The sequence below is a fragment of the Microbulbifer sp. TYP-18 genome (assembly GCF_040932045.1).
GTDB lineage: Bacteria > Pseudomonadota > Gammaproteobacteria > Pseudomonadales > Cellvibrionaceae > Microbulbifer.
This window is the reverse complement of record NZ_JBFRBC010000027.1, coordinates 1-25271: the sequence shown is the minus strand read 5'-3', so window position 1 is coordinate 25271 and position 25271 is coordinate 1. Positions and strand designations below refer to the sequence as shown.

Below are 25271 nucleotides of genomic sequence, written 5' to 3'. Positions count from 1 at the left end.
GAGAGTTGCACAAAAATACGGCTAACTCCTTGAAACCGCTAAAAAAAACGTGGGTGGGCTTGTACCGGCAGTCACTGCCGGTATAATGCGCCCCACAAACCGGTGGGGTGGCTGAGTGGTCGAAAGCGGCGGTCTTGAAAACCGTTGACTGTAACAGGTCCCAGGGTTCGAATCCCTGCCCCACCGCCATAAAAAAAGCTGTAAAATCAACGATTTATGCAGTATACAAAGCGCAATCGATTTTCCCCGATTGCGCTTTTTTTGTACTAATTTCCGCAAGGTCTCAACCAAGTCTCAACGCGAAATTAGAACTCCCCAAACTGGCAGCTAAAGCGGCGCTATTGATCCAATCGGAAAGTCTCATCTCTGCCCCGTTCGCTGGCGGTTATTTCAACTAAAATTTGACCTCCCCCTACCCCGCCTTTCAATTTTGATTCAAAACTGGGCACTGATTGGAAAAGCCCGTGGTTACTGGCGTTCGGCTATTTTTGGCTGTGAAAAATCTTTTCAAATCTCTTCATTTTTCTTCAATTTGTGAAATCCTGAAAATCGCTACAGCCCACGACTGGCGGGGTTTGCAATGGTAAAACAGACGTACGCCTGCGTAAAAGCAAACCCTGCGAAGAGCGCCACATCAAGGTGAGTGAGACCTACTATGAATACCACCTCAAGGCGCAGTCCCCCTACTCCGGTAACCGCCGCTCAGTGCCGTGGATTCAGATGAAAGGCCACTGGTTGCGCCAAGCGGGATTTGAGATCAATACGCCGGTCAAGGTCAGGGTGATGGCGGGGTGTCTGGTGCTGACTGTTGAATAGCCCTGCTAAAAACAAAGCCCGACAGAGGGGTCTGTCGGGAGAGTTTGAATTTATGGTGCGAAGTAAGAATGGGAAGCTGAGTACTGTGTCAATATTTTACTCCGACTCTAATTTTAAGTCTCGGACTACGGTTGATTTCAATTTTTTAGCTTGATGCCGCAGTTTTTGTGTCGGAGCACTCTTAGAACATGCATTAAGGGCATCAACAAGCTCCTCATCATACCGTAATTGCTCAACGTACTTTAAAGACAAATTACACCAATATTCTGAACCCGAATTCAGTCCAGAAAGTGCCACTTTCTGGAAGGGAAAGCTTTCTAACAATTCAACAGGGAGTTGAGCAGACTTAAGCCCATCTTTTAAAGCCTTTTTAACATCTGGAAGAACAGCTTCGAGAATAGGATAAAGTGGCATGTAGGATTGACCTGCATAGAATTCATATACAGACTCTTTTCCTATTCTGATCCAGTTACCATTATACGACAATCCTAAGAATAGACCGAGAGCCTCCAAAGCCACCACTTCAATCCATCTAATAGACCTACCTTCATCACCCTCAACAGGGCTTTCTTTCCAGGAAGATACGTTGGACAATAATTTTTGACTCACACACTAAACCCTCTATTTCCTGTAAGTTGCAGAATGGCTAACATCAACACCATTTTGCCTCATAGATTTGGTAAATTGCTCTCGAATACTAGCGGTCCAATTTGTCCCATAGTGACCACTTGATTGATCTGTCATCAATTTACCGTTTTGCCTCCATATCGATCCACCTACAATATTCTTATGGCCAATTTTCCCCGCCATTCTAATCCCGTCATGGCCGAGAGAGTTTCTCCCCATTATGAAACGCTGACTTTTAGGATCGAAAATAAAATCGATCGGTTTAGAGTTGGTAAGGTTCTGAACTGCTTTTGAGGATTTGAAATTTGAACTTACCTCCAAAAATCCTTTCGCAGGCCCACTTCCCCTAACTGCTCTAGTCGTGTTCCCACCAGGGATTCTACTTAATGCTAGACCAACAGCTGCCTCACCATATTCACCGTTACTTGCAGATATTGCCGATTCTATTGCTCCCGCTGCGCCTGTCAATCCAACGACCGCATCGCCATTACCACCAGTAAGTGGATCTAAAAAATCTCCAGTTTTTCGTAGTGCATCCGATGCAATTTGATTTCGCATCGACCAAGCATCACCTAGAAAATCGAAAAAGGAATAATCGGAACTTCCATTACTCTGGCCATCATCAACTGCATCTCCACCACTCTGAATCTGCTGGCGAGAACCCTGGTTATTTGTATCTTGAGGTGCAGCTTGCTGGGAAGCTGCGCCTGAACCTGGATTTGAAGCGCCATTACTGCTCACCCCAAGCGAAGTTACAAGCTTTGAACCACCAACGGTGATTGCTCCATTGACATTTTTCGCCTGAGATACGTCCTTCTTGATATGGCTGCCAGTTACTTTCTCCATCTGCGCCGAATACCCACTTGGGTCGGTCCCCGCCAGGGGATTATTCATGATATAGCTATAGGGATTCAAGGACTGGGAGTTGCCCGGCGCCTGGATAATCGGGTCCACCGACAGGAACCGGCCCAGATGATAGTCGTAGGTGCGACCATTCATATGGATCAGCTCTACATCGTCCAGGTGCTCGTGGTCGGTAAAGCCCCGGGTGGTGAAGGCGCTGTCGAGGATGGCGGGGGTTTTGTCGAGGACATTGCCCAGCCGCGGCTTACCGAACGGATCGAAACTGTGGGTTTCCATCAGGTTACCCTGATGGTCCCCCACGGCTGTGGTGGAGCCCAGCCGGTCCCTGTGGCTAAAGCCGATCTGGTGGCTGGTGCCGGCACTAGTTTCGGTGGTGGTGACCACGGCGATATCGTCGATAAAGTGCCGGTATTGGGTTTCGCTTCCGGTGGTGATCTTTTCGAACAGCTTGTCGATATAGAGGGTGGTTTTGCCACTGCCCTGGTTGACCTGCTTGTAGCGCATCTGGTCGGCGCCATAGGAAAAATAGAGGTCAGTGCTGCCCTTCTGGATACGGGTGGGTTTGTTAAAGGCGTTGTACCAGATACGCTGGGCGCCGTTTTCGTGGGTGCGGTTGCCGTTGCCATCATAGCCATAGGTCTTACTGCCACCGCCCACCAGGCTGACGCTCTTGACGGCGCTGGGACCACCACTGGTACCGCCGCTATAGCTGTAGCTGCTGGCAAAGTCATCTTTTTTCAGCAGGTTGCCGATGGCATCATAGTCGTAGTCGATATCGGGGCCATCGGTACGACTGCTGTAGTCGAGCCGGTTAAGGGCGTCGTACAGGTAGGTCTCGCTGTTGACGGCGGGACTCTGGCTGGGGATGCCGACAGTTTTGTCGCTGAGGTTGCCAAAGGCGTCGTAGCTGTAGGCGATGGCCTGGTGGTTATGCACCAGACTGTCAAAGGCGGTGCCGGACATTTGGCCTGTTTCAGCATGAAATCCGCGCCCGATCTGATAGTTACCGTCGCCAACATTGGCGAAGTCCCAGTTACCCCAGGCATCCATCTGGGTGATTTTGCGGTAGCGATAGCCGCTGGCGGCATTGCTGGTGCTGAACTGATAGCCGGCGTCGTTGTAGCCGTAACGCAGGGTGAGACCGGAGGGATAGCTGAGCCCTTTGAGACGGCCGTATTGGCTGTCGAAGTGGCTTACAGTCACAAAGTCCTCGCCGTCGATGGCGGTGGTGACCTGGTAGGGCCGGCTGAGGGCGTCGTACTGGTAGCTGCGGCTATAGCTGGCGTCACTGCGGCTTTCACTGGCGGGCAGGCCTATGCCGTTGGTGGCGCTGTCATAGCTCCAGCTGGCCTCCTCCACGCCGTTGACGCTGCGGCTGTCGATCCGGCCCAAGCGGTCGTAGACAAAGCTGGTCACATCCAGGTTACCGTCGGTTTCGGTTTCCACTTCCCCAAAGCCGGTATAGGTAAAGGATTTCAGCCCCATATTGGGGTCGTCCACCCAGTCTTTCTGGCCCAGGGCATTGTACTTGGCGGTGATACGGTTGGTGTCGGCATCCTGCAGCACTATGGGGTTGCCGGCGCCGTCGTAGGCGTACCGGGTACTGCCACCCAGGGCGTCGACGGTTTCGGTGAGCTGTTGCAGGCCGTTGTAGGTACGGCTCATGGTGCGGCCATTGACCTGTATATCGGTGGTAAAGCCCGTACCCTGTTCGTGGGTGTAGGTGATATTGACGCTGTCACAGCTGGCGATCCACTTCCCGGGCCGCCTGGAGAAATACATCAGCCTATGAGGCTATTTGGCTGACACAGAACTTTGAACACCCTCACCCCATAGGGCTGAAAGGGGGCGTCAATACCTTTGCATACGTGTCTGGTAACCCTTTGACGTATGTTGACGCCCGTCACGATATTATAGCTTTCTAACCTTTGATTTCAATAAAGCGGGAAAGACCCGCTTCATCTTTTTCACATCTAAATAAAAATCCATCAACAAGAAGATCATTACCTTTTCTCGCAATCAATTTATCAGGGTTTTCTGATTGCAAGCGAGTAATAAATTCTTCTGTAATTCCAGTAGCAGGACAATCAAGGCTATCAACCAATGTTGTCGCCTTCTTGTGTAATTCAATGCTTTCAATGCTTTCAATGCTACTTAGTTCGTATTCAGTAGAAGCCACATTAACCAGCAAAAGATATATTCCCGCAAGAATCGCGACAAATAACAGTATCCCAATGACAACTTTCATTTATCAGCCCCCAATTGCCGTTCGACCAGCAAACGTAATACAGTTATTTCCGGCACCGTAACCACCGCGATTCGGGTCATTCGCAAAATCAGTAACCGATTTCTGCATAGTATCAAAGTCCCCTTCATGATACGTAGTTACTGGAGAAATACCCTTGCCAGCCATTTCAGAATGAAGCCCATTCCCTTGGCCATTTGGATTATTCGCCCAAGTACCGTATGTAATTGGATTTCCATACGATCCATTCGTTTTTAATGATGTAGCTGGAGTATTTCCTATGTTTGTTTAGTTGTCTATCAATTATCTATTAATTCGAATTCATCAGATAGAAGAGTTAGCCTGTGACTTTCTGTTCTTCCCTCACCACGATTAAAAATTTTTTCTACACGCACATATTCTTCACTTACTTCATACACTTCCAAGATATCGTGCAACATAGAATTAATGTCTCGAACTTCTTCTACAGGCAAGAACTCTGTGATTCTTGGGTTTATATGAATAATTTTAACCTTTGAACCCACTAAAATTTTTTTCCCATTAACATCAACGGACATATTTATACCTTGCTATAAATGATCGCCTTTTGGCCCCGTGCACTCGCATTGAGTGTGATGATGATCGGAACCACCAACCTTGGCCCTAGCCATATTCTCTGCCATATTCCTTGCAGTTCGTGCGTCATTAGCAACACCAAACCCACAACCAAATTTTGGAAAGCACCCCTCTTTCCCATTTAAATCCTGTGCGCGACATATGCATGTATACTTCCCAGGCATCTTAGGAGGCCAAGGAAAGGTAACTCCGTCTTCTTCAGTGCAGTCATTTAGACCACTAACAATTCCCTGTAGCGCTCTTGCGGCTTGATAAGAACGGTATCCTCGATAACCAATTTTAACACCACGTCCAATGTCTATTGCAATGCCAACGCATGCGCCTGTTCCACAGACTAACCCGGTTGGGTCAGTTTTCATAACCGGGCTCTGGAAAACGTACCCGTAGGTATTTAGCCCACCTTCCAATCCAATCGGATCACTCTGAATGTATCTCCCTGTCGCGGATCATAATCTCGATAGTAGTTGTAATAGTGCGGAGCTTCTTCCCCTTTGATCTGTCCTGGAAAACGCAAGTTGACCACGGTAGGGTTGCTATCGTTGTCCGGGTCGGTGTTTGGTGTCAACTCCCCGAAGGCATCGCTGTCCCAGCGCCTATGGTTTCGCTACCATTGGTGCCGACGTTCAGGGTGTTGACATGATCGGTGTGCAAGTGGGGGTTTAAGCCAGTCGCGCTCAATACTGAGGATTCAATCCCCCCAATGCTGGGAGAAATACATCCGACTATCAGGAAAGCGTATCAAGCTTTCACTCTGCCTACAAATTCCCAACTATGAGAACCTCCAATAAAAATCTTCATGCAGAGCCAGCAGTATACTTATAACTTATAAATATATCCTTCTCCTCGACAATCTTATCCCCACCAATTTCACACTCTTCGATTTCTTTCTGTATAGAACTAATTTTATTTTCAAAAAAATATTTTCAATTTTTTCAGAAGGATATTCCAACTCAAGCTCTGTTAGACTTCCACGAATAAAAAATCTAATAGATTTTTCACTCTTATTTCCAAATTTATCACACTCAGACAGCACTACTCCTTTATCTACCGATGAAACCAATTGATGGATGTTTGAAAGAATAGAGTCAGACATGATAAGAGACATGAAACCTACTCGGACACCGCCTTGGCTAAAACACTTCTTTTTTTTACACCAATTTGCCAAGCGAAAACCATACACACCACTCTCCCCAGAAAAAGATGGGCGATAGAATCCCAAAAAAGTAATAAAATCATCAAATTCTCTTAAGCACCAAAGCAGCGTCTCAAAAGTTATAGTTTCTCCAGAGAATGTTGCAGAAATAACCGAAATATCAGTCATTTTTTTCTCATCAATTATTTTTAGCTTGGCAGGAGTTAGTTCCCGCCGTTTATTTTCTTTCAAAAATACTTTGCCACCTGAAATTCCTTTCTCCCAAATAATTTCTTTCATCTTTTAGCCCTTAAATTGGTCGAGATGACCTTGCCATTCAGGTGGAACTCCTCTTCCATCTTTTGGAAGAGTCCAAATATTGCCATTTTGTCAATATATGTCTCTAGTCTTGAATCTCCAATCCCGTCTTTTAGCTCGTGCGGGTCCACTACCTTCACCTTCAACCATTTATCGGTAGGTTTTTTTAGTGCCCCTTCAGGCTCGGAAGGACATTGACCGGAACCTTCTGAACTTTCCTCTCTCACCCCCTCTTCAGTAGACTTTTCCGTGGACTCAGAACAATAACCGATCAGCAAGCACGATAGGGCGTGTCCAATACTCCGCCCAACGGTGCCAAATCCGTCAACTATCAGTCCACAAGCTTAACGAGAGCGAAGGTGGCATCGCTAACGAGAACGCTTACTCAAGCTGCTCCACGTCAACAGACCGAAAGCCTTCGAACGTTGGATGCATCCAACTCAGAGCCTCAATCGAACACTGTCGCAACTGATGATCCACGTCCCTAACTGCCTCGAGAAGTGCATCAGATTATAGGGAAAAGAATATCAAACTTTCACTCTGACCAAGGTTTCCTGACCTAATGGCAATTCGGTTCACTACACTCACTCCTTAAGTGCCCACCAAGCCTATTATTTATTTTGGTGCACTCACTATTGGTAACAATGGGGGAAAAATAATATACATGCTCAATATCTTTATATTGAAAAATATTAATACAACTTACAAACTCATCCCCATTTATAAAATTTTTGAATTTTAATATCTTGTTAAAACTCTTTTGAGCTTTACTTGGAATAGTAGAGGGCTTTGCCTCCTTAAGGAGGTTGTAATAAAATTTTCCTTTTCCAGCGGTCAACTCTACACAGTTTGGGCTGATGTAGTATCCAGAATAAGGACACAATTCAACTTGCTCTGGAGGAGCTGTATTTATAATTTCACTCTTCAGCCTCGATACTCGCTCATTATTACGCACAATGACAAGAATAAAAGGTACAAATATTAGCAAAAGTGCAAACGTATTCACCCATTTCAGATATTTACCTTGCTCTCTCATTGCGTCAATTCACCACCATCGACCAACAGTATTGTAAGGAATTGCCCATACCTGTGAACACTTTGATGCACCCGAGTCGGTATGGATTTTAAGTTCCAAGGGTGGTTTTTAAGTGAGTCTGGACTCTCTTCCCGATTCGACTATGGCCGATCTCAAGGCGGCAACGCTCAATGCCGCCGAGAGCGCTCTGGACGAGTTGGAGACCAAATGGGGCGACAAGGACCCGATGGTGATCCAGGCCTGGCGCAGCAAGTGGCCGGCCCTGTCGACCTACTTCAAGTATCCGGAATACGTGCGCAAACGATTTACACCACCAATGCTGTCGAAACCGCCCATCGGCAGTTCCGCAAACTGACCAAAACCAAGGGTGGCCTTGCCAACGAAAACAGCTTACTCAAGCTGTTATACGCCGGTATACTGAAGGCCTCCGAGCGCTGGACGCATCCGATCCAGAACTGGAACCTGACGCTGTCTCAGCTGGCGATCCACTTCCCGGATCGCCTGGAGAAATACATCAGCCTATGAGGCTATTTGGCTGACACAGAATTTTGAACACCCTCCCCCTAAGTCCCGCTCATTCTGATCAACGATATTTCGTCTTAACCTGCAGGTGGACAAATTAGCTATACAGTTCTGTTAGATCGACATGGTGGCATAAACAAGCTACTTCAACACCGACAGAAGGTTCGATGTAAAAAACAACCGTGCCCTTATCGAACGTAGCAGTATTTAAGTTCAACAGCTTCTTGCAATGCTCAAGGTAATCCGATGAAGAATAAGATTCAAATATTAATACATCAAGAATGACATTTTGCAACATCATTCCTGAAGCAAAAAATCGTTTTATACCATCAATGTTTACAATCGCATTTTGGTTTGTAACAGGATAGTGCAAGAGTAATTTTGCCGACTTGGATTCGTGTTCAACTTCAATACGCCTTATTTCCCAGTCATGTAACTCTGTTAATTTCATGTACAGTCCTTAATAAGCACTATTTTATGACTGATACTGGAACACCGAGACCGCGACCACTTTCATTCCAGTTATGTGAATGCGGAGAGCCTTGTCCATGGTCATGTCCATAATCAATATCAACTGCTGGCGTTCCATCATTACCATATAACCGATCTTGTTTACCATGCGGATGTTCTGCCCAAGTCCCTGGCTCTCCATTGAAAGGGATTCCGCGCTGATTGGATTCGCCATCAGCTGGGCACTGACCACCTTCTTCACTGGAACCTTCACCAGCGTCATCAGCAGCTTCAGAACAATAACCGATCAGTATGCACGAAAGAACACGGCCAGTACGGCGCCCAACGGTACTTTGCAGCCCGCGCGATACCGCAGCACCAGCAGCACGTCCGCCAATAACGCGAATGCCAACACCAACAGCGATATTTGCCCATAGTCCGTAAGAATCGGTATAAATTAATGGATTCCCGCCGACATAAACGTAAGTATTTATGCCCCCCGCTAACCCGATAGGATCACTAGTGAGGTAACGCCCAGTACTGGGGTCATAGTCCCTGAAGTAGTTGTAGTAGTGCGGCGCCTCCTCTCCCTTGATCTGCCCCGGAAAACGCAGATTGACCGTGGTCGGATTGGTATCGTTGTCCGGGTCGGTGTTCGGTGTCAACTCCCCGAAGGCATCGCTGTCCCAGCGCCAGACTATCGTTTCGCCACCATTGGTACCAATGCGCGGTGTGTTGAGATGATCCGTGTGCAGGTAGGTGAGGGTTGTGCTCTGTACCGTGCCTCCGCTGTAACTGGTCTCGATCTGCGCGACCGGCATGTTGTCCAGGTAGATATAGTCAATCTGGCGCTGGATGTCGGTGCCATTGGCGGCGATATGGGTTTCACCGAGATACTGGCCGCTCAGGTCGTAGTGCAACAGTGTATCTTCGGCCTTGTCGGTGCGCACCCGCTGGCCGACGGCGTTGTAATAATAGGTGCCCTGAAGTATGCCGTTTTCGGTGTAGGTTTTGAGCCGGTTGGCGTGATTGTGGCTGTACTGCTGCAGCCCACCGTCAACGCTGGTGGTGTTGCCGGCGGCGTCGGTCACCCAGGCTTGGTTGTCCCTTTGGGTCAGGCGGTTGGAGGTGGTCTCGTGGCTGTAGCTGGTGGTGCTCAGGGTACCACCGGTGTTGGTAGCGTCCCTCTGGGTGCGGTTGCCCACCAGGTCGTACTGAAAGCTGTTTTGCCCGGCCGCATAGCTTTCATCGCTAAGGCGATCGAGATTGTCGTAGCTAAAGGTGCGGGTTTTGCTGCTGTCCAGGCTATCGGTAATGCCGGTGATATTGTCGGTGGGGTCGTAACTGTAGGTTTGCGACACTATGGCGCCGATAGCAGTGGCGCTGATCCCCTGCACACGGCCGTCCTGGTCGTAGCTGTAGCTCTGGGTAATACCGTTGCCATAATCCATGGCAGAGAGCCCGATAAAGGCGTTGTACTGGATATTGCTGACCAGGGTCTGGGCGCTGGCCTGGGCATTGTCCTGGCTGGTAATGGCGCTGATGCGCCCGAGTGCATCGCGGCTGTAGCTAATAATACGACCGGAGGGATAGGTGATCCCGGTGATCCGCCCTTCGCTGTCGTAGCTGTAGTGGGTATTAAAACTCCTGCCGGTGATGGTGTCGTCCTGCTGAGTAATCCGGCCCAGGGTGTCGTAGCTGAGTGCGGTGCTGCCGGCGTCGTTGCTGTAGCCGGTCAGGCGCCCTACCCCTTTGTTGCCACCGCCGGTGCTGTCGTAGGTATAGGTGGCGTTTTCGCCGGGGCTGCCGGGATAGCTGATGCCGGTGAGTCTGTTGAGGGCATCGTAACTGTAGTTGGCGGTGATACCGCGGGCGTCGGTGCTGGAGGTGCGGTTGCCGGCGGTATCGTAGACCGCACTGCTGGTGCCGGTGTCCGGGCTTACCAGCCCGGTGAGATTGCCGGTGAGGTCGTAGGTGTACTGGGTGCTGTTACCGCGGGGGTCTACCACCTGGGTGACGCGGCCCGCAGCGTCATAACTCAATTGGGTGCTGGCGGCGAGGCTGTCGGCATCCTCGATACTCTGGACCAGGCGGCTGAGGCCGTCGTACTGGTAACGGGTGTTGCGGTTGAGGGCGTCGGTGGTCTGGGTCAGGCGCCCCATACCATCATAGGCATACTGGGTGCTCTGGGACTGTGCGCCGAGGGTCTCTTGCAGACGGTTGAGCGCATCGAAGGTGCGGCTCAGGGTACGCTTTAGATTGTCGGCGCCGTCCTTGACCTCTTCCTTGCGGATGTTGCCCTGGGAATCAAGGGTGTATTGGATCTTGCTGCCTTCGGCATCTTCTATTTGCGTCAGGCGGTTGCGGTCGTCGTAGCCAAACAGCAGATTGTTGCCGTCGGACTGGGTGATCTTGGTGAGATTGCCGCGGTCGTCGTATTCGTAGCCCGTGACAATATCGTCGTCACTGCTGTTGTCGTCGGCACCAAATTGTATCTGCTCCTGCAGCCAACCGCGGGGGTGGTAGCTGTAGCTTGTGACCAGGCCATTGGCGTCGCGGGTCTTGGCCAACCGGCCGGCGGCGTCGTAGGCGAGAAATTCCAGCGTCTGGCCCAGGGCATTGGTGATCTGCTCCACTTCCCCCCGGCGGTAGCAATTGCCGCCACTGGCACAGCCACTGTGGTCGGTGGTGGCGTAATAGCCATAGATGGTAATGTCCTGCACATCGGTGCGGGGGCCATCGATCTGGCGGACCAGGGCGCTGTCCGGGCAATCCGTTTCGCCGTTGCAGTAGCTAAACGTGGTGATGGCATCGGTGTTGCTGTCCTGGGGTCTTTTGATGGTGGCGATATTGACAGGCCGGTTCTGGGCGTCGCGCACAAAGGTGTATTCGGTGCGGAATACCTGGGTGGGGTTTAAGCTGGAGACCTGCTCTTCGCTGGCCATCCAGCCATTGTCGTAGGTCCAGCTTTTGGTAATGACTTCGCCGGTGGCCAGGGTGGTGCTGGCGCTGGTTCTCTGCGCCTGGCCGTTGTAGGTGTAGTCGGTGGCGGTGAGCAGGGTGAGGTCCGCGCCCTCCTTTTCCCAGTACTCGGTGCGGATACGGTCCTTGCTGGCGTTGTACACCTGGCGGTATTCATTACCCAGGGGATCGATGCGTTTGGTGAGGTAGCCGGCTTCGTCGAACACAAAGGTGCTGGCGCGGGTATCGAGTACTGCGCCGCTGGCACTTTTGACGGTTTCGGTGATCTGGGTGGTACCGGTTTCCACATAGGCCAGATCGATCGTATTCTGGCCCTGCACCTGTCGGGTTACGCGGCCGTCGCTGTCGTAGGTGTTGGTCACCCAGGCGGCATTGGCACCCCGCTGCAGGCCGGTGATACGGTGGGCATCGGCAGCGTCTTCGTATTTGAAATTCTGCTGATAATTGTCGAGGCCGCTCACCTGCACCAGGTTGCCGCGGGTGGCGCCGTTCCATTGGTCGTGGGTGTAGTCGATCCGGCGGCCGTCGCTGGCGATTACATGGGTGAGGCGGCCGGTGGTTTCGTCGTAGTAAAAATCCACCGCGGCACCGGTGAGGGTACCATCGGCTCCTTTTTCCTCGATACGGGTCAGGCGCGGGTGGTATGCCACCACCAGGGGGTTGTCGGGGTCGATACTGTTGGGGGAGGTACCGATCAGGGGCAATTGGCCCTGCGCATCGTAGCTCAGCTGATGGCTCTGGCCCAGGTTATTGACCATGGCCACCAGGCGGCCGTCGGTATCGAACTCGTCGCGGCTACCGTCCACATAGGTGAAGGTGTAACTGCCGTCGCCGTGCTCTGTGAGTGTCCCCTGGGGGGCGTCGCGGGGGGTGACATAGGCGCCGCCGGTAAACACAAAGGTATGGCGGCGACCGCAGCCGGAACGCAGCAGGACGGAACCGTCGGGGTATTCAAACAGGCGGCGGTTGTGATCGAAGGCCCAGCCGTAGCCAATGGCGGTATCGAATTCGGAGCGGCTGTCAAACCGGCGCACCAGGCGGATGGGATAATTAGCACCCACCGTCAGGTCGGTATCGGTCAGGTACAAACCGCCGTCCAGGGCGTGGATAGGATCGCCCACAGAGCCATTGGTACTGCCGCCGGCACCACTGTCGCCATTGCCGCTACCGCCGCCGCTGTTACAGCACTGGCCGGCACTGCGCTCACAGTGTGGGGCCGGCGGTGGCCCCGGCGGGGGATCACCGGCGGAGCTGCCACCAAAATCATGGGCACTGGCGCTGTGTATCCACAACAGGCTCGCACAGAGTCCCGCCATAGCGGTGCTTAATTTTCCCCAACTGGCCATGTCGATTTCCTTCTTTTTGCATCCTGCCTGCACAGGGTGAGACAGCGGCTTTTTATTCAATCGTAAATTCGTTCAGGCGCTGAAAGATTACTGCTTCATCAGCGCGGTATATTGGGCATAGGCCTGGTCGGCCTCTTCCTGTTTGCCCAGGTTTTCAAACGCCTGTCCGCGGCGCAGGTGGATATCCGCCCGGTCCGGGCTCAGGGCGGCCGCCTGGGAATAGGCCTCCAGTGCCTGCTGCCATTGCCCCCACTCTTTCCAGATATCCCCCATCAGCAGCCAGCCCTCGGTGTGGCTGGGCTGGCGCTGCAGAAACAGGTCCAGCTGCTGGTAGGACTGCTCCAGCTTTCTACCACGATAGTAGTGCTGTGCCAGTTCCAGTTGTTGGGCGGCGGTGCGCTCGCTGGAATGCACCCGTTCCAGCGCTTTTAGGCGGGCATGGTGCCCTTTGTCTGCAGCAGTGGCGTCAAGGACGATAGAAAAAGAACACAGAACCCCAAGAATTATTGCCAGTGTTTTCATTGAAAAAATCCCCTCAACCCGTGAGTCTCCATTATTTTTTAGCCGCGCCCATTGGGCGCAGGTCTGACGGCCGCACCTGCTGCTGCCCGTCAATCACTGTTCGGGTGGCTATGCATCCGGCAACCCAATGGATGATCCCTCATCGGCTGGATTGTCGCCCCTGAACAGCTGGCAGGGCTTGCACCGGCTCCCGCCCGGCAGTGGCACATCCTGTACCACAAGTAACCGGGCAACTTATTGAGTTGCCCGGTTACTGACCCTTTACCCAAAGCTTTAACGTCGCCGTACCAAAGTTACCTTCGTAACCCCGTATATTGACGGTGACGTAGTGCTCACCTGGATTGACATTGCGGGTGTCCCACTGCCAGGTCATGGGCAAAAAGCCCACTTCGTTTTCAAACGCAAAGGTGCCGTCCACGTAAAACACCGGCTCGAACCGTCGCGCCAACAGCCGCGCTCTGTCTTTTGGAGCAACATCCAATCGTATCGGTACGGTACCGGACACCACCCAGCGCCCCTCGGCATCCTGTTCTGCCGGTACACCCAGCGTCAGCGTGGTGGCAAAATCGCTGCGACTTTCCAACGGCTGGTCCGCATGGTGATACATGCGCTTGCCCCCTTTGCGAACCTGGGTTTTCACCCGGGCCCCCTGCTCGCTCAAATCGGCAAAGGCGACCCGCTCCGCCCTGCCCCCCACAAGCAGGGTGTTGGCACTGAGCGCATAGGCGGTTACCGCCAGGTTGAGCTTGGGATGGGCCGCTATATTGAGCGCCTGGGAGCCATCCCACCCATCCCAGGGTTCGGCCTGGGCGCCGCCACTGCGCGGCACCCAATCCACTAAGGTGCGCAGCAGGGGGCCGCCTTCCTTGAGGCCGAGCCGGATACTGACCCGGGCCGGCTGGTCCAGGTGATAGCGGATCAGACCGGTCGCCTTGTCCCAGCGCACATCGCTGACCGCCAATAATTCGCCACCGCTCAGATCACTCAGATCATGGGTAACCCTGCCCCCATCGCCGACGGCATTCAGCACATAGCGGTAGGCCTCCGCCGGCACAGGCCGGCCCTTTAGGTCTGTGCCATCCCAGCGCAGGGTATGTTCACCGGGGGACAGCTGCACGTCTTTCCCCTTTTTGCTGGTTTTTATTGCGTTGACCAGGCGATCGCGACCATCGTAGATGGTCAGAGCGACACTGGCGGGGGCATCAATAACAAAATGGATTCTGGCGCTTTCCCCCCGCGCTGGATCAAAGGCCTGCTGCTGCGCCCGCACCTGTGTAATTTCCAGCGCCTGGGAGAAGGCACTGGGAAGCAGAAAAAGAAGCAACCAGATTGACCTGCTCATCGGTTACGCCCTCTGTTTTCTCCGGCCGGCGCCCAGACGGCCTGTCGTGCCCCCTCGGCGGTTTGGGTTAACGCCCGGGTCTTCTCAGTTGCCAAGTCGTACAGCCAGAGGTCCAGGTTGCCATCGCGGCTGGAGTGGAAAACCAGTTGATCGCCCCCCGGAGACCAATTGGGCCGGGCATCCAGTGCCGGATCTTGTGTTAACTGTTGGGTCTGGCCATTGGGCTGTCGCAGCCACAGCTCATAATTCCCCGACTGGTTACCCGAATAGGCGATCACCCCGTCGTGGCGCACCGCCAGATCAAAGTGGTACAGCGCACTGACGGTCAACTGTTCAGTACTGCGCGTGGTGACACCGACCTTCCAGATATCATGCTGCTGACCGCCATCCCCGGAGAGAAAATAGATGGACTTACCGTCCGGCGACCAGCTGGGTTCGTGTTGCAACCGCGGCATGGCCGTCAGCTTGTCCAGTTTTTTACTGGCCAAGTGGTACACATAGATATCGTTATCGTCGATGCTGGAGGAAGTGCTTAAGGAAAACGCAAAACTGTCCCCTTTGGGGCTGACCACCGCATCCAGAATATTGGGCAGGGGGGCCGGGATCTGGGTTAACTCCTCGGTTCCCACGTCGAGCTGGAAAAGCCTGCCATCGTGCAGATTCACCAGCAGCGTTTTGCCATCGGGAAACCAGGAGATACGCGAGACATCCGCACCCAGCCGGGTCAACTGCTCAGTTGTAGTGCCTTTTGTATCGGTGCGCCAGACTTCCCAGTAGCCGTCGGCCACGCCCAGATAGGCAATCGTATTCGCCAGGCCCAGGGACGACGCCCCACTAAAGAACAGCGCAGTCGCCCACTTTATAAACTGATACCACTTCATTGTTTCTTTTATCTCGTTGTTTTTAAAATCGTTAGCGATACAGGTTCACCACACCTCGATACAGGCTGCTCTCCCCAGTTTCCGGCGACTGGGCCTGGATCGCAAAGGTATACACCCCTTCATCCCCAACCACGATGGCGTTGGAATCTGTATCGTTGTAGCCACGCCATTCCACTTCATGCAAGAGAGCTTCGCCCGTGGCATCCTGCGCGCTGACCAGTTCCTGATCCACCAGCACTATGGCAGAGGGATGCTGTGGATCGACAATGCCGGGGGGCAGCAGACTAAAGGTCACTATGGCATCGTTGCTCACCTGATAAGCCATCCGTGTCTGCTGTCCGTAGCTGTGGCTGACTCTATAGGGGTCCGCCTTGACTTCGATCGCCGGTGCGGCCCCGGCGCCGCTAATACGCGGTGCAGTATCTGTGATGTAAATAGCCGTGGAGCGCACCAGTTTGGGTGCCGGGTAAAAAATGGAAACTGATGAATCGATAATTTCGCCGCTGGGGTCCCGCCCATCCCAGTAGAACCAGTGTTGTCCCGATTCATAGTAGACATCCTCAAAAGCATTGAAGGCAGATTCACCGCTTGGCGTGACCTGCATAGTCACCAGGGCAGACACACTCATATTGACCGGGATCTTATAGAACTCGTTAGCGTAGATATCGTAGCGGTTGGGTACAGAACCATACACACCGCCTACACCACTCGGTGGGGCTTCATCGAAGGTAAAACCATCTAGGCCATCGTCTGCGCGCAGCACGGCGCGATACAGGCCTTGAGCCTGAACCGCACCCTGATTGTCACGGCCATCCCACTGGATCGGATAGTCGCCGGCCTGGGCATAACTCTGGGTTGTCTGGTAAACCAGAGCATTATCTTCCTCACGGCGGATTTCCAAAGTGACACTGGCACCCCGGTTTAGGCCGAAAGTGACATCCACCTGCTCGCCCGCCAACGGATGTAATTTCGCGTTTTGTAAGCTCACTTCGCCGATCGACACCGCCGGCTGGCCTATAATCGCCGGCAGATAGCCACTAAAGTCAACTTGGGGGGAAGTAGCCGCAGCCGTATAGATTTGAGTTGCAATAGTGGCGGCATCTGCGGTGCCCCACCAATTACCGGTAATATCCAGGATGGTGTTTGCGGAATCGCCAAAATCCTTCGCATAGTAATCATACTGGCTATTGCCATAAAGACTGTTACCTGTAATCACTGGCGCCGGATTATTGGCAGCAGTGCCATCACTTATGACATAGATACCATAGTCATTTAAGGTAATCTCATTGCCATCGGTAATCAGCGGGTCGCTGCCTGCTCTTATATAAATACCATAGGTATTAAAACGGAAAAGGGAATGCCGCACGGTGCCCTGACCACCGTTAAAGTCCAGCCCGTAGGTTGCGCCTTCCACACGGACGTAGTCGAGATTAACGCTGCCGCCCGAAATCACTTCAATGCCATACCATTGCCCTGAAGTGAGCCCTGCCCAGGGCGGGGTAAAGGTCACTCGGGCCGCTGGGGTTCCTTGAGCAATCAGCGTTCCGGCCACTTGTAATTTCTGATCGGGGACGGCTTTCAGACTGGCACCAGCTTCCAGAGTCAGGGTAACCCCAGGCTCTACCGTCACGTTTTGCAAAATTAAATGCTCACCGGCAGGCAAGACTATATCTTCCGAAATTGCGCCCGACAAAGTGACACCATTATAGCCGGGCTGACCCTCTATCCCCTCGAGGTAGCTACCGAAATTGATCAAGGGCGAAGAACTCGGATTATCATTATTATCATAAATAGAGGCGGTGATCGCCCCAACGTCCACAGCGCCCCACCAGTTGCCAGTTGCATCTAGAGTGAGCAAACTCGCATTGATAAAGCTGTAAGCATAATAGTTATACTCACTATTGCCGTAGAGACGGTTACCAGTCACAATGGGACTAGGGCTTTGCGCCGCGTCACTGTTATTCCCGTAGACATGAATACCGCGCTCATTTCCAGTGATGGTATTGCCACCACTAATCAACGGGGCGCTGTTATGCGCAATAGAGATTCCGCGTTTACTACCACGGATGGTATTGCCAAAAACCTCTGGTGCAATAGCCTCAAGCGCCGAGTTCGCCTGCATATAAATTCCATAATAATTATCCTGCAGCTGCGAATTGCTTACCGTACCATCGCCGCCATTAAAGTGGACGCCTATATTGGCGCAATGAACTTCGGCATAGTTGACGGTCGCCGTAGCACCTTCAATAACTTCAATACCCGGCCAGTCTGAACGTTCGGTATTAACACCATCACAACCCTCCGCTGTCGGCTTGAAAATAACTGGAGAGACTTGACTACCAGTGACAACGAGGTCACCTTTGACCTGTAGTGGATAATTAGCGGAAAAGTTGAGTTCGGTCCCTGGATCTATCGTCAGAGTTACGCCGGATGCAACCTCTATCCGTCCAAGCACCAGATAACTGCCACCGGTTAAGGTGACATCTTCACTGATATAGCCAGTAAGCGATTCCCCTGGATGCACTTGATTACCTTCGGGACCATCCAGAAAATTTCGATAGTCCACTACTGGAGAAGTACTGTTGGCATCCGTCCAATCGTAGATCTTCTCTGCAATCTGCATGGGATCTGTAGTTCCCCACCAGTTTCTGCTGACATTCAGAATCATAAATTTGGCATCGGCAAAGCTGTAAGCATAATAGTTATACTCACTATTATCGTAGATACTATTGTCAGTGACTACGGGAACTGGGCTTTTCGCTGGATCACTACTATTGCCGTAGACATGAATTCCGCGCTCGTTTCCAGTTATCTCATTACCACCGTTTATCAACGGAGTGCTGTTATGAGCAATAGAAACTCCACGCTTTCCACCACGGATGGTATTGCCTGAAACCTGTGGTGCAATAGTCTCAGCAGTCGAGCTGGCTTGCATATAAATACCATAATAGTTATTCAGAAGCTGCGAATTACTAACCGCGCCATCACCGCCGTTAAAGTGAATACCGATATTGGCACAATGTATTTCAGCATAATCAATGGTCGCCATGGCCCCGGCCACAACCTCAATACCTGACCAGTCTGCTCGTTCAGTACTGGCACCATCACACGCATCTGTAGTTGGCTCGAATACAACGGGTGATATTTCCGTACCCTGTATAGCTAATGTACCTTTAACACTTAACGGAAAGTCACCTGCAAACTGAAACTCTGAACCGGGTGCGAAGCTCAAAGTTGTTCCCATAGCAACTTCAACCCGACCAAGCACCAGATAGCTACCAGCGGATAAATTTAAATCTTCCAAGATAGGGCCGAACAATGTCTTCCCGGTGTACGCAGGATTACCGCCTGGACCATCCAAAAAGTTGCGATAATCCACTACCGGATGCTGACCCTGAGAATCCGTCCAGTCGTAAATCTTCAGCGTGATTTGAGCAGGATCGACAGTTCCCCACCAATTATTGGTGGCATCCAGAATCGTCGAAGCCCCATTAGGATAATATTGAGTATAGTAATTAGTGCTATTATCGTAGATACTGTTTCCAGTAACGACCGGCCGAGGGTTTTGAGCTGCATCCTGCCTGTACCCACGAACGTATATAGCGGTTCCATTTCCAGTGATTATATTGCCACCACTTACCAGCGGATCGCTGTTGCGATAGATAAAGATCCCTTGCGCGCTACCGAGAATAGTATTACCGGATAGTTGTGGTGCGATCACCGCTGCTACAGAACCACCCTCCATATCAATACCGATGTAGTTATTCAAAATCTGAGAATTTCTTAACGAGCCATCGCCACCATTAAAATAGACACCTTTATCAGCACAATGGATTTCTGCATAGTCAATATTCGCTGATCCACCTGCAGCAATCTCAATGCCTTGCCAGTCTTTCCTCTTACTACTGACCCCATCACAGGCTGTCGTCAATGGTTTTAAAACAACTGGATTAGCCTGGTTCCCTTCCACGACCAAATTTCCTTTAACCACTAGCGGATAATGTGAAGGAAGATTGACCCTGGTCCCCGCCTCTATAGTCAACGTCGATCCTGGTGCAACCTCTATCCGACCCAGTGCCAGATAATTGTCATCCGACAATGTAGTATCATTCGTAATATAACCAAAAATTGTTTTACCAGTATAGGCCGCCTGACCATTTGGACCATCCAAATAGCCACTGTAATCAACAATTGGCAATCGACTTGGGTAATCTGTCCAATCATAAATTCCAGAACTTAACGGAAGTTCATCCGTGCCCCACCAATTGCCGGTAGCATCAAGAGTTACTGAAGCCGAATCAGAAAAATAAGAAGTATAATAATTATAATCAACGTTATCGTAGATACTATTTCCGATTACTACGGGATTCGGATTTTGCACTGGATAAAAACTGTTTCCGTTAACATAAATCCCTTTATTATTCCACTTAATCTCATTGCCACCGCTAATCAGCGGGGCGCTGTTGTGGGAAACTACAATGCCATTATTGTTATTATAAATTCTATTGCCAGAAATTTCCGGTGCATTTGCTGTTGCCGGAGAGTCTGCAGAAGTTCTAATACCCGTAGCATTGTTCAACAGTTTTGAATTTCGTACCAAACCCTCCCCACCATCAAAGTCAATGCCCCTATTGGCACAGTGCACTTCGGCATACTCAATAGTTGCGATAGCCCCAATAACAACTTCAATACCCAGCCAATGTATGCTCTCACAAGACTCTGTAGTTGGCTTAAAAACAGCGGGGGAGATATCTGTACCCTGCACTATCAACGTGCCTTTGACGCTGAGTGGGTGCCTACCTGCAAACACTAATCCTACCCCAGGCCCTATATTCAAGGTTGTTCCTGTAGCAACTTCTATTCGGCCAAGCACTAAATAACTGCCTCCGGCTAGTGTAACATCCTCGGAGATAGGGCCAAACAAGGTCGCTCCAGTGTAGACGGGATTACCGTTAGGGGCATCCAGAAAGTTTCTATAGTCAACAATTGGACGACGATCATCTGGATAATCTGTCCAGTCAGAGATCGTTTGTGTGATTTCACCTGGATTGATAGTTCCCCACCAATTGCCAGTGGCATCGAGAATGGTCGAAGCTGCACTAGCAAAATACCGCGCATAATAATTGTAACCATTACTGTAAACGCTATTGCCAGTCACTACTGGAATTGGGTTTTGGTCTGCGTCACCGTTGTGTCCATGGACATAAATACCATAGCTATTTCCAGTGACTACATTGCCACCACTAAATAGCGGAGCACTGTTGCGATCTACATAGAGCCCTTTTTCACTGCCTTGAATTGTGTTACCAAATATATGTGGGGCGATATCTGTCGCTGCCGAACTGGCCTGTGTATAGATACCGGAGTAATTATTCAACAGCATGGAATTATTTATTGAACCCTCGCCACCATTAAAGTAGACACCCTTGCTGGCACATTGCATTTCGGCATAGTCAATGGTCGCAGTGGCTCCCGCAAGAACTTCGATACCCAGCCAGTCTTGTCTCTTTGTGCTAACGCCATCACAGGCAGGGGTTAAGGGCCTGAAACCTACCGGGTCAAAAGCGGCCCCAGCCACTTCCAAATGACCGGAAACAGTCATTCTGTAGTTTCCATCAGCAATGACTTCTACTCCCGATTGGATCCATAGGGTCACCCCACTGGGAATTGTTAAATTACCATTGAGGGTATAGGGTGTGCCATCGCCTTTTGTCCATACAAGGGTATTTGACACACTACCGGACCAGGTCCGTGCCAAGGTATTGGTATAGCTGGTGGAAACGGTGTTGGAAACCAAGCTTTGGCCGGCGGCTGTTTCGGACACTGCATAAATGGCGTTGTCGCCATCCTCCAGGGGAACCCAAGTAGAAAAGACACCACTGGCATCAATAGCGATACTTCGGGTTACTCTGCCGTTGACAAAAAAGCTGACCGTGGAACCCGGCTCGGCGGTACCGGTTATGGTTACGGGATTGCCATTACTGGTGACACTCAATGGGTCTAGCAGCGGAGCCGCAATGGACGCGCTCACCGGCAGTTGCATTTCTGCCGGGCCCGTGGCGGCTGTTTCGATATAGCGTACTGTCTGTATGCTTGAAGCTTCGGCCAAGCCAACATTCAGCACCCGGATCTGGTTGTCGCCCAACGGCAAGGCAACCACCACCGCAAATTCTCCCGTCGCATTGCTTTGGGTTTGTACGATGGTCGAACCATTCAGTTCGATATCTACCGTATCGTTGGGTTGGTCAGAGTGTCCTGCAACATACAAACTGGCATCATAAACCCGGTCCGCCAGCGGATACAGTAGCACTTCCGCCACAACATTGGCTGAAAGCCCTATGAGGGATAAAGAGAAAACAAATAGTACATACGCATTTATATACCATTTCCGGCTTGTCATAATTTATTATCCCCTATTCCCTTAAACCCGATTCCTAGCAGTTCACTATTATTAATCCGGCTATCTATTTGCTATATAGGGTTCGGCAGTCTCATTCCGCTCTTGTTACTTTAGCGATAAAGATTTACTACACCCCGATACAAACTACTCTCCCCGGTTTCCGGCGACTGTGCTTGGATCGCAAAGGTATACACCCCCTCGTCCCCAACAACGATGGCGTTGGGATCGGCCTCGCTATAACCGCGCCACTCCACCTCATGTAACAGTGCATTGCCGGTGGCATCCTGCGCGCTGACCAATTCCTGATCCACCAGCACAATGGCCGAGGGATGCTGTGGATCGACAATACCGGGGGGCAGCAGGCTAAAGGTCACTATGGCATCATTACTCAACTGATAAGCCATCCGGGTCTGCTGTCCGTAGCTGTGGCTGACTCTATAGGGGTCTGCTTTGACCTCGATCGCCGGTGCCACCCCGGCGCCGCTAATACGCGGTGCGGTGCCATCTATTACAATACCGGTACCACGCAGAAGCTTGGGCGCCGGGTAAAAAATGGAAACCGTCGAATCGATAATTTCGCCGTTGGGGTCCCGCCCATCCCAGTAAAACCAGTGCTGTCCCGATTCATAGTAGACATCTTCAAAAGCATTGAAAGCAGACTCACCGCTTGGCGTGACCTGCATAGTTACCAGAGCAGGCACACTCATATTGACCGGGATCTTATAGAACTCGTTAGCGTAGATATCGTAGCGGTTAGGTACAGAACCATACACGCCGCCTACACCACTCGGCGGGGCTTCATCGTAGGTAAAACCATCTAGGCCATCGTCTGCACGCAGCACGGCACGATACAGGCCTTGAGCCTGAACCGTACCCTGGTTGTCACGGCCATCCCACTGGATCGGATAGTCGCCGGCCAGTGCATAACTCTGGGTTGTCTGGTACACCAGAGCATTATCTTCCTCTCGTCGAATTTCCAAAGTAACGCTGGCACCCCGATTTAGACCGAAAGTGCCGCCCAACTGCTCTCCCGCGAATGGGTTTAATTTCGCATTTTGTAAGCTGACATTGCTTATTGACACCGCCGGCTGGCCTATAATCGCCGGCAGATAACCACTAAAGTCCACCTGGGGGGAAGTGGCCGCACCCGCATAGATTTGAGTTGCAATAATGGCGGCATCTGCGGTGCCCCACCAGTTGCCGGTAATATCCAGACTGGTGTTAGCGGGATCGCCAAAATCCTTCGCATAGTAATCATACTGGCTATTGCCATAGAGACTGTTACCTGTAACCACTGGCGCCGGATTATTGGCAGCAGTACCATCTCCAACTACATAGATGCCATAGTCATTCAAGGTAATCTCATTGCCACCAGTAATCAGCGGGTTACTGCCTGCTCTTATATAAATACCATAGGTATTAAAACGGAACAGGGAATTCCGCACGGTGCCCTGACCACCATTAAAATCCAGACCGTAGGTTGCGCCTTCCACCCGGGCATAATCCAGATCAACGCTACCCCCGACGATCACCTCAATACCTGTCCAGTCTCCGGCCTGGGGGGTTGCCGCAGATGAAGAAAATACAACTCTGCTACCAGAAGTACCTTGCGCTACAACATCCCCCGCAACCTTCAATTTAAAATCACCTATTGATTGTAAAATGGCGCCGGCCTCCAGAGTCAGAGTTACTGCCGACTCCACTATTACATCGTTTAACATCTGATGAGTTCCGGCCGGCAAAACGATATCCTCTGTGATCGAGCCTAGCAAAGTTAGACCATCATAGCTGGGTTGGCCGTTTATCCCATCAAGATAGCTACCATAATTGACCAAGGGTGAGGAGTTCGGATTATCATTCCGGTCGTAAATAGAAGCAGTAATCTCGCTTATATCCGCAGTACCCCACCAGTTGTTGGTAGCGCTCAAGATAATCGTGTCCGGATCCGAAAAGTACTCCGTATAATAATTGTAGTTTCTATTGTTATAGAGGTTGCTGCCGGTAACTTGAGGCGTACCATTTCGACTTACATAAATACCGTACTTATTATTGCGCAGGGTACTGTTGCTTACCAAACCATCCCCGCCATTAAAATGGATACCCTTGTCGGCACAACGAATATCGGCATGCTCAATTGTAACCGTGGCACCGGCCGCAACTTCTATACCCATCCAGTCATAGGCACTTCCAGTGGTATTCTGGCAAACCGATCCTGCGGAATGCAGGAGTACAGGAGACGCTGCTGTACCCACTATGATCAAGTTGCCCTCTACCAACAATTTGGCACCGGGGATAATATCGAACTGGGCACCCGCACCTATAGACAATGTACTGCCCGTTTGCACGGTAACATCGCCCTGTATCTGCTGTGCCCCTGCACCCAGGGTCAGGTCCTCGTGAATCGGACCGTTCAAGGCCCCACCGGTGTGTACCGGTGTTCCCCCCTCGCTGTCCAAATAGCCATTGTAATCGACCACTGGCGCTGAGTAGGAAGAGCCTATATCGTGCCAATCGTAAATGCTGTTGGCAATTTCATTGCGATCTGTGGTCCCCCACCAGTTTCCGGTCGCGTCTAAGCGAATTGTATTCGAATTGCCAGATCGATCTACGTAATAATTATATTGGCGGTTATCGTAGAGACTGCTGCCGTTAATCTGCGGCGTGCCGTGGTTATTAACATAAATACCGTACACATTATTGCGTAAGGTACTGTCGGTTACTGAGCCCTCTCCGCCATTAAAATGAATACCCTTGTCGGCACAACGGATATCGGCATGCTCAATTGTAACCGTGGCACCGGCCGCGACTTCTATACCCATCCAGTCATAGGCACTTCCAGTGGTATTCTGGCAAACCGATCCTGCGGAATGCAGGAGTACGGGAGACGCTGCTGTACCCACTATGATCAAGTTGCCCTCTACCAACAACTTGGCACCGGGGATAATATCGAACTGGGCACCCGCACCTATAGACAATGTACTGCCCGTTTGCACGGTAACATCGCCCTGTATCTGGTACGCGCCGGCGCCCAGGGTCAGGTTCTCCTGAATCGGACCATTCAGGGCCCCACCGGTGTGTACCGGTGTTCCCCCCTCGCTGTCCAAATAGCCATTGTAATCGACCACTGGCGCTGAGTAGGAAGAGCCTATATCGTGCCAATCGTAAATGCTGTT

General features: G+C 51.3%; 16 protein-coding genes, 1 tRNA gene and 2 pseudogenes. 4 read left to right on the top strand and 15 right to left on the bottom strand.

Features of this window, described 5'->3' with window-relative positions:
* Positions 1-101: 101 nt before the first annotated feature.
* Positions 102-189 (top strand) — tRNA-Ser (locus ABVT36_RS16700).
* Between the two features lie 450 nt (positions 190-639).
* A complete protein-coding gene (locus tag ABVT36_RS16695) occupies positions 640-816 on the top strand; it encodes a SymE family type I addiction module toxin (protein WP_368457561.1) in 177 nt (58 codons plus the stop codon).
* 96 nt (positions 817-912) lie between these two features.
* Here the strand turns inward: ABVT36_RS16695 and ABVT36_RS16690 are convergent, their stop codons facing one another.
* The 7 genes from ABVT36_RS16690 to ABVT36_RS16660 all read right to left on the bottom strand — a co-directional run bounded on the left by ABVT36_RS16690 (position 913) and on the right by ABVT36_RS16660 (position 6895).
* Positions 913-1425: a hypothetical protein gene (locus ABVT36_RS16690; protein WP_368457560.1), complete on the bottom strand. Its 513-nt coding sequence runs from the start codon at positions 1423-1425 to the stop codon at positions 913-915.
* Positions 1426-1437: 12 nt separating this feature from the next.
* A complete protein-coding gene (locus ABVT36_RS16685; RefSeq protein ID WP_368457559.1) occupies positions 1438-4089 on the bottom strand; it encodes a polymorphic toxin type 43 domain-containing protein in 2652 nt (883 codons plus the stop codon).
* 139 nt (positions 4090-4228) lie between these two features.
* Entirely contained in the window at positions 4229-4555 is a 327-nt protein-coding gene (locus tag ABVT36_RS16680) for a hypothetical protein (RefSeq protein WP_368457558.1), read from the bottom strand.
* 296 nt (positions 4556-4851) lie between these two features.
* The gene (locus ABVT36_RS16675; protein ID WP_368457557.1) at positions 4852-5109 is read right to left on the bottom strand and encodes a hypothetical protein; all 258 of its coding nucleotides are present in this window, start codon (positions 5107-5109) and stop codon (positions 4852-4854) included.
* Between the two features lie 12 nt (positions 5110-5121).
* Positions 5122-5574 carry a hypothetical protein gene (locus ABVT36_RS16670; RefSeq protein ID WP_368457556.1) on the bottom strand — a complete coding sequence of 151 codons (453 nt, stop codon included), beginning with the start codon at positions 5572-5574 and terminating at the stop codon, positions 5122-5124.
* Between the two features lie 416 nt (positions 5575-5990).
* Positions 5991-6599, bottom strand: a complete 609-nt coding sequence (locus ABVT36_RS16665; protein ID WP_368457555.1) for a hypothetical protein — start codon at positions 6597-6599, stop codon at positions 5991-5993.
* On the bottom strand, positions 6596-6895 hold the full coding sequence (locus ABVT36_RS16660) for a hypothetical protein (RefSeq protein ID WP_368457554.1): 300 nt from the start codon (positions 6893-6895) through the stop codon (positions 6596-6598). Before ABVT36_RS16660 ends, ABVT36_RS16665 begins: the two co-directional genes overlap by 4 nt.
* Before the next feature lie 62 nt (positions 6896-6957).
* On the opposite strand from ABVT36_RS16660, the pseudogene ABVT36_RS16655 reads away from it, so the two are divergent.
* Positions 6958-7133: pseudogene (locus ABVT36_RS16655) on the top strand (IS256 family transposase); the annotation flags it as partial.
* Positions 7134-7176: 43 nt separating this feature from the next.
* On the opposite strand, the gene ABVT36_RS16650 reads toward ABVT36_RS16655, so the two are convergent.
* Positions 7177-7653 carry a hypothetical protein gene (locus tag ABVT36_RS16650; protein ID WP_368457553.1) on the bottom strand — a complete coding sequence of 159 codons (477 nt, stop codon included), beginning with the start codon at positions 7651-7653 and terminating at the stop codon, positions 7177-7179.
* Between the two features lie 136 nt (positions 7654-7789).
* Here ABVT36_RS16650 and ABVT36_RS16645 point away from each other — a divergent pair.
* Positions 7790-8178: pseudogene (locus ABVT36_RS16645) on the top strand (transposase); the annotation flags it as partial.
* Positions 8179-8272: 94 nt separating this feature from the next.
* On the opposite strand, the gene ABVT36_RS16640 reads toward ABVT36_RS16645, so the two are convergent.
* The 7 genes from ABVT36_RS16640 to ABVT36_RS16610 all read right to left on the bottom strand — a co-directional run.
* Positions 8273-8626, bottom strand: coding sequence for a hypothetical protein (locus ABVT36_RS16640; RefSeq protein ID WP_368457552.1), 354 nt, complete (start codon positions 8624-8626; stop codon positions 8273-8275).
* Positions 8627-8645: 19 nt separating this feature from the next.
* Positions 8646-12953, bottom strand: a complete 4308-nt coding sequence (locus ABVT36_RS16635) for an RHS repeat-associated core domain-containing protein (protein ID WP_368457551.1) — start codon at positions 12951-12953, stop codon at positions 8646-8648.
* A gap of 87 nt (positions 12954-13040) precedes the next feature.
* Entirely contained in the window at positions 13041-13475 is a 435-nt protein-coding gene (locus tag ABVT36_RS16630) for a tetratricopeptide repeat protein (protein WP_368457550.1), read from the bottom strand.
* A gap of 250 nt (positions 13476-13725) precedes the next feature.
* Complete coding sequence (locus tag ABVT36_RS16625; RefSeq protein ID WP_368457549.1) at positions 13726-14817, bottom strand: hypothetical protein; 1092 nt, start codon at positions 14815-14817, stop codon at positions 13726-13728.
* A complete protein-coding gene (locus ABVT36_RS16620; protein WP_368457548.1) occupies positions 14814-15698 on the bottom strand; it encodes a TolB family protein in 885 nt (294 codons plus the stop codon). Before ABVT36_RS16620 ends, ABVT36_RS16625 begins: the two co-directional genes overlap by 4 nt.
* Positions 15699-15729: 31 nt before the next feature.
* A complete protein-coding gene (locus ABVT36_RS16615; protein WP_368457547.1) occupies positions 15730-22098 on the bottom strand; it encodes a FlgD immunoglobulin-like domain containing protein in 6369 nt (2122 codons plus the stop codon).
* Positions 22099-22208: 110 nt separating this feature from the next.
* Positions 22209-25271: right-handed parallel beta-helix repeat-containing protein (locus ABVT36_RS16610; protein ID WP_368457546.1), on the bottom strand; the 3063-nt coding region annotated here is incomplete at its 5' end.

Coding starts and splice junctions, on each gene's coding strand:
- ABVT36_RS16685 (WP_368457559.1), bottom strand. CDS start 4,089: ATGTATTTCTCCAGGCGGCCCGGGAAGTGGATCGCCAGCTGTGACAGC.
- ABVT36_RS16680 (WP_368457558.1), bottom strand. CDS start 4,555: ATGAAAGTTGTCATTGGGATACTGTTATTTGTCGCGATTCTTGCGGGA.
- ABVT36_RS16675 (WP_368457557.1), bottom strand. CDS start 5,109: ATGTCCGTTGATGTTAATGGGAAAAAAATTTTAGTGGGTTCAAAGGTT.
- ABVT36_RS16665 (WP_368457555.1), bottom strand. CDS start 6,599: ATGAAAGAAATTATTTGGGAGAAAGGAATTTCAGGTGGCAAAGTATTT.
- ABVT36_RS16650 (WP_368457553.1), bottom strand. CDS start 7,653: ATGAGAGAGCAAGGTAAATATCTGAAATGGGTGAATACGTTTGCACTT.
- ABVT36_RS16640 (WP_368457552.1), bottom strand. CDS start 8,626: ATGAAATTAACAGAGTTACATGACTGGGAAATAAGGCGTATTGAAGTT.
- ABVT36_RS16635 (WP_368457551.1), bottom strand. CDS start 12,953: ATGGCCAGTTGGGGAAAATTAAGCACCGCTATGGCGGGACTCTGTGCG.
- ABVT36_RS16630 (WP_368457550.1), bottom strand. CDS start 13,475: ATGAAAACACTGGCAATAATTCTTGGGGTTCTGTGTTCTTTTTCTATC.
- ABVT36_RS16625 (WP_368457549.1), bottom strand. CDS start 14,817: ATGAGCAGGTCAATCTGGTTGCTTCTTTTTCTGCTTCCCAGTGCCTTC.
- ABVT36_RS16620 (WP_368457548.1), bottom strand. CDS start 15,698: ATGAAGTGGTATCAGTTTATAAAGTGGGCGACTGCGCTGTTCTTTAGT.
- ABVT36_RS16615 (WP_368457547.1), bottom strand. CDS start 22,098: ATGACAAGCCGGAAATGGTATATAAATGCGTATGTACTATTTGTTTTC.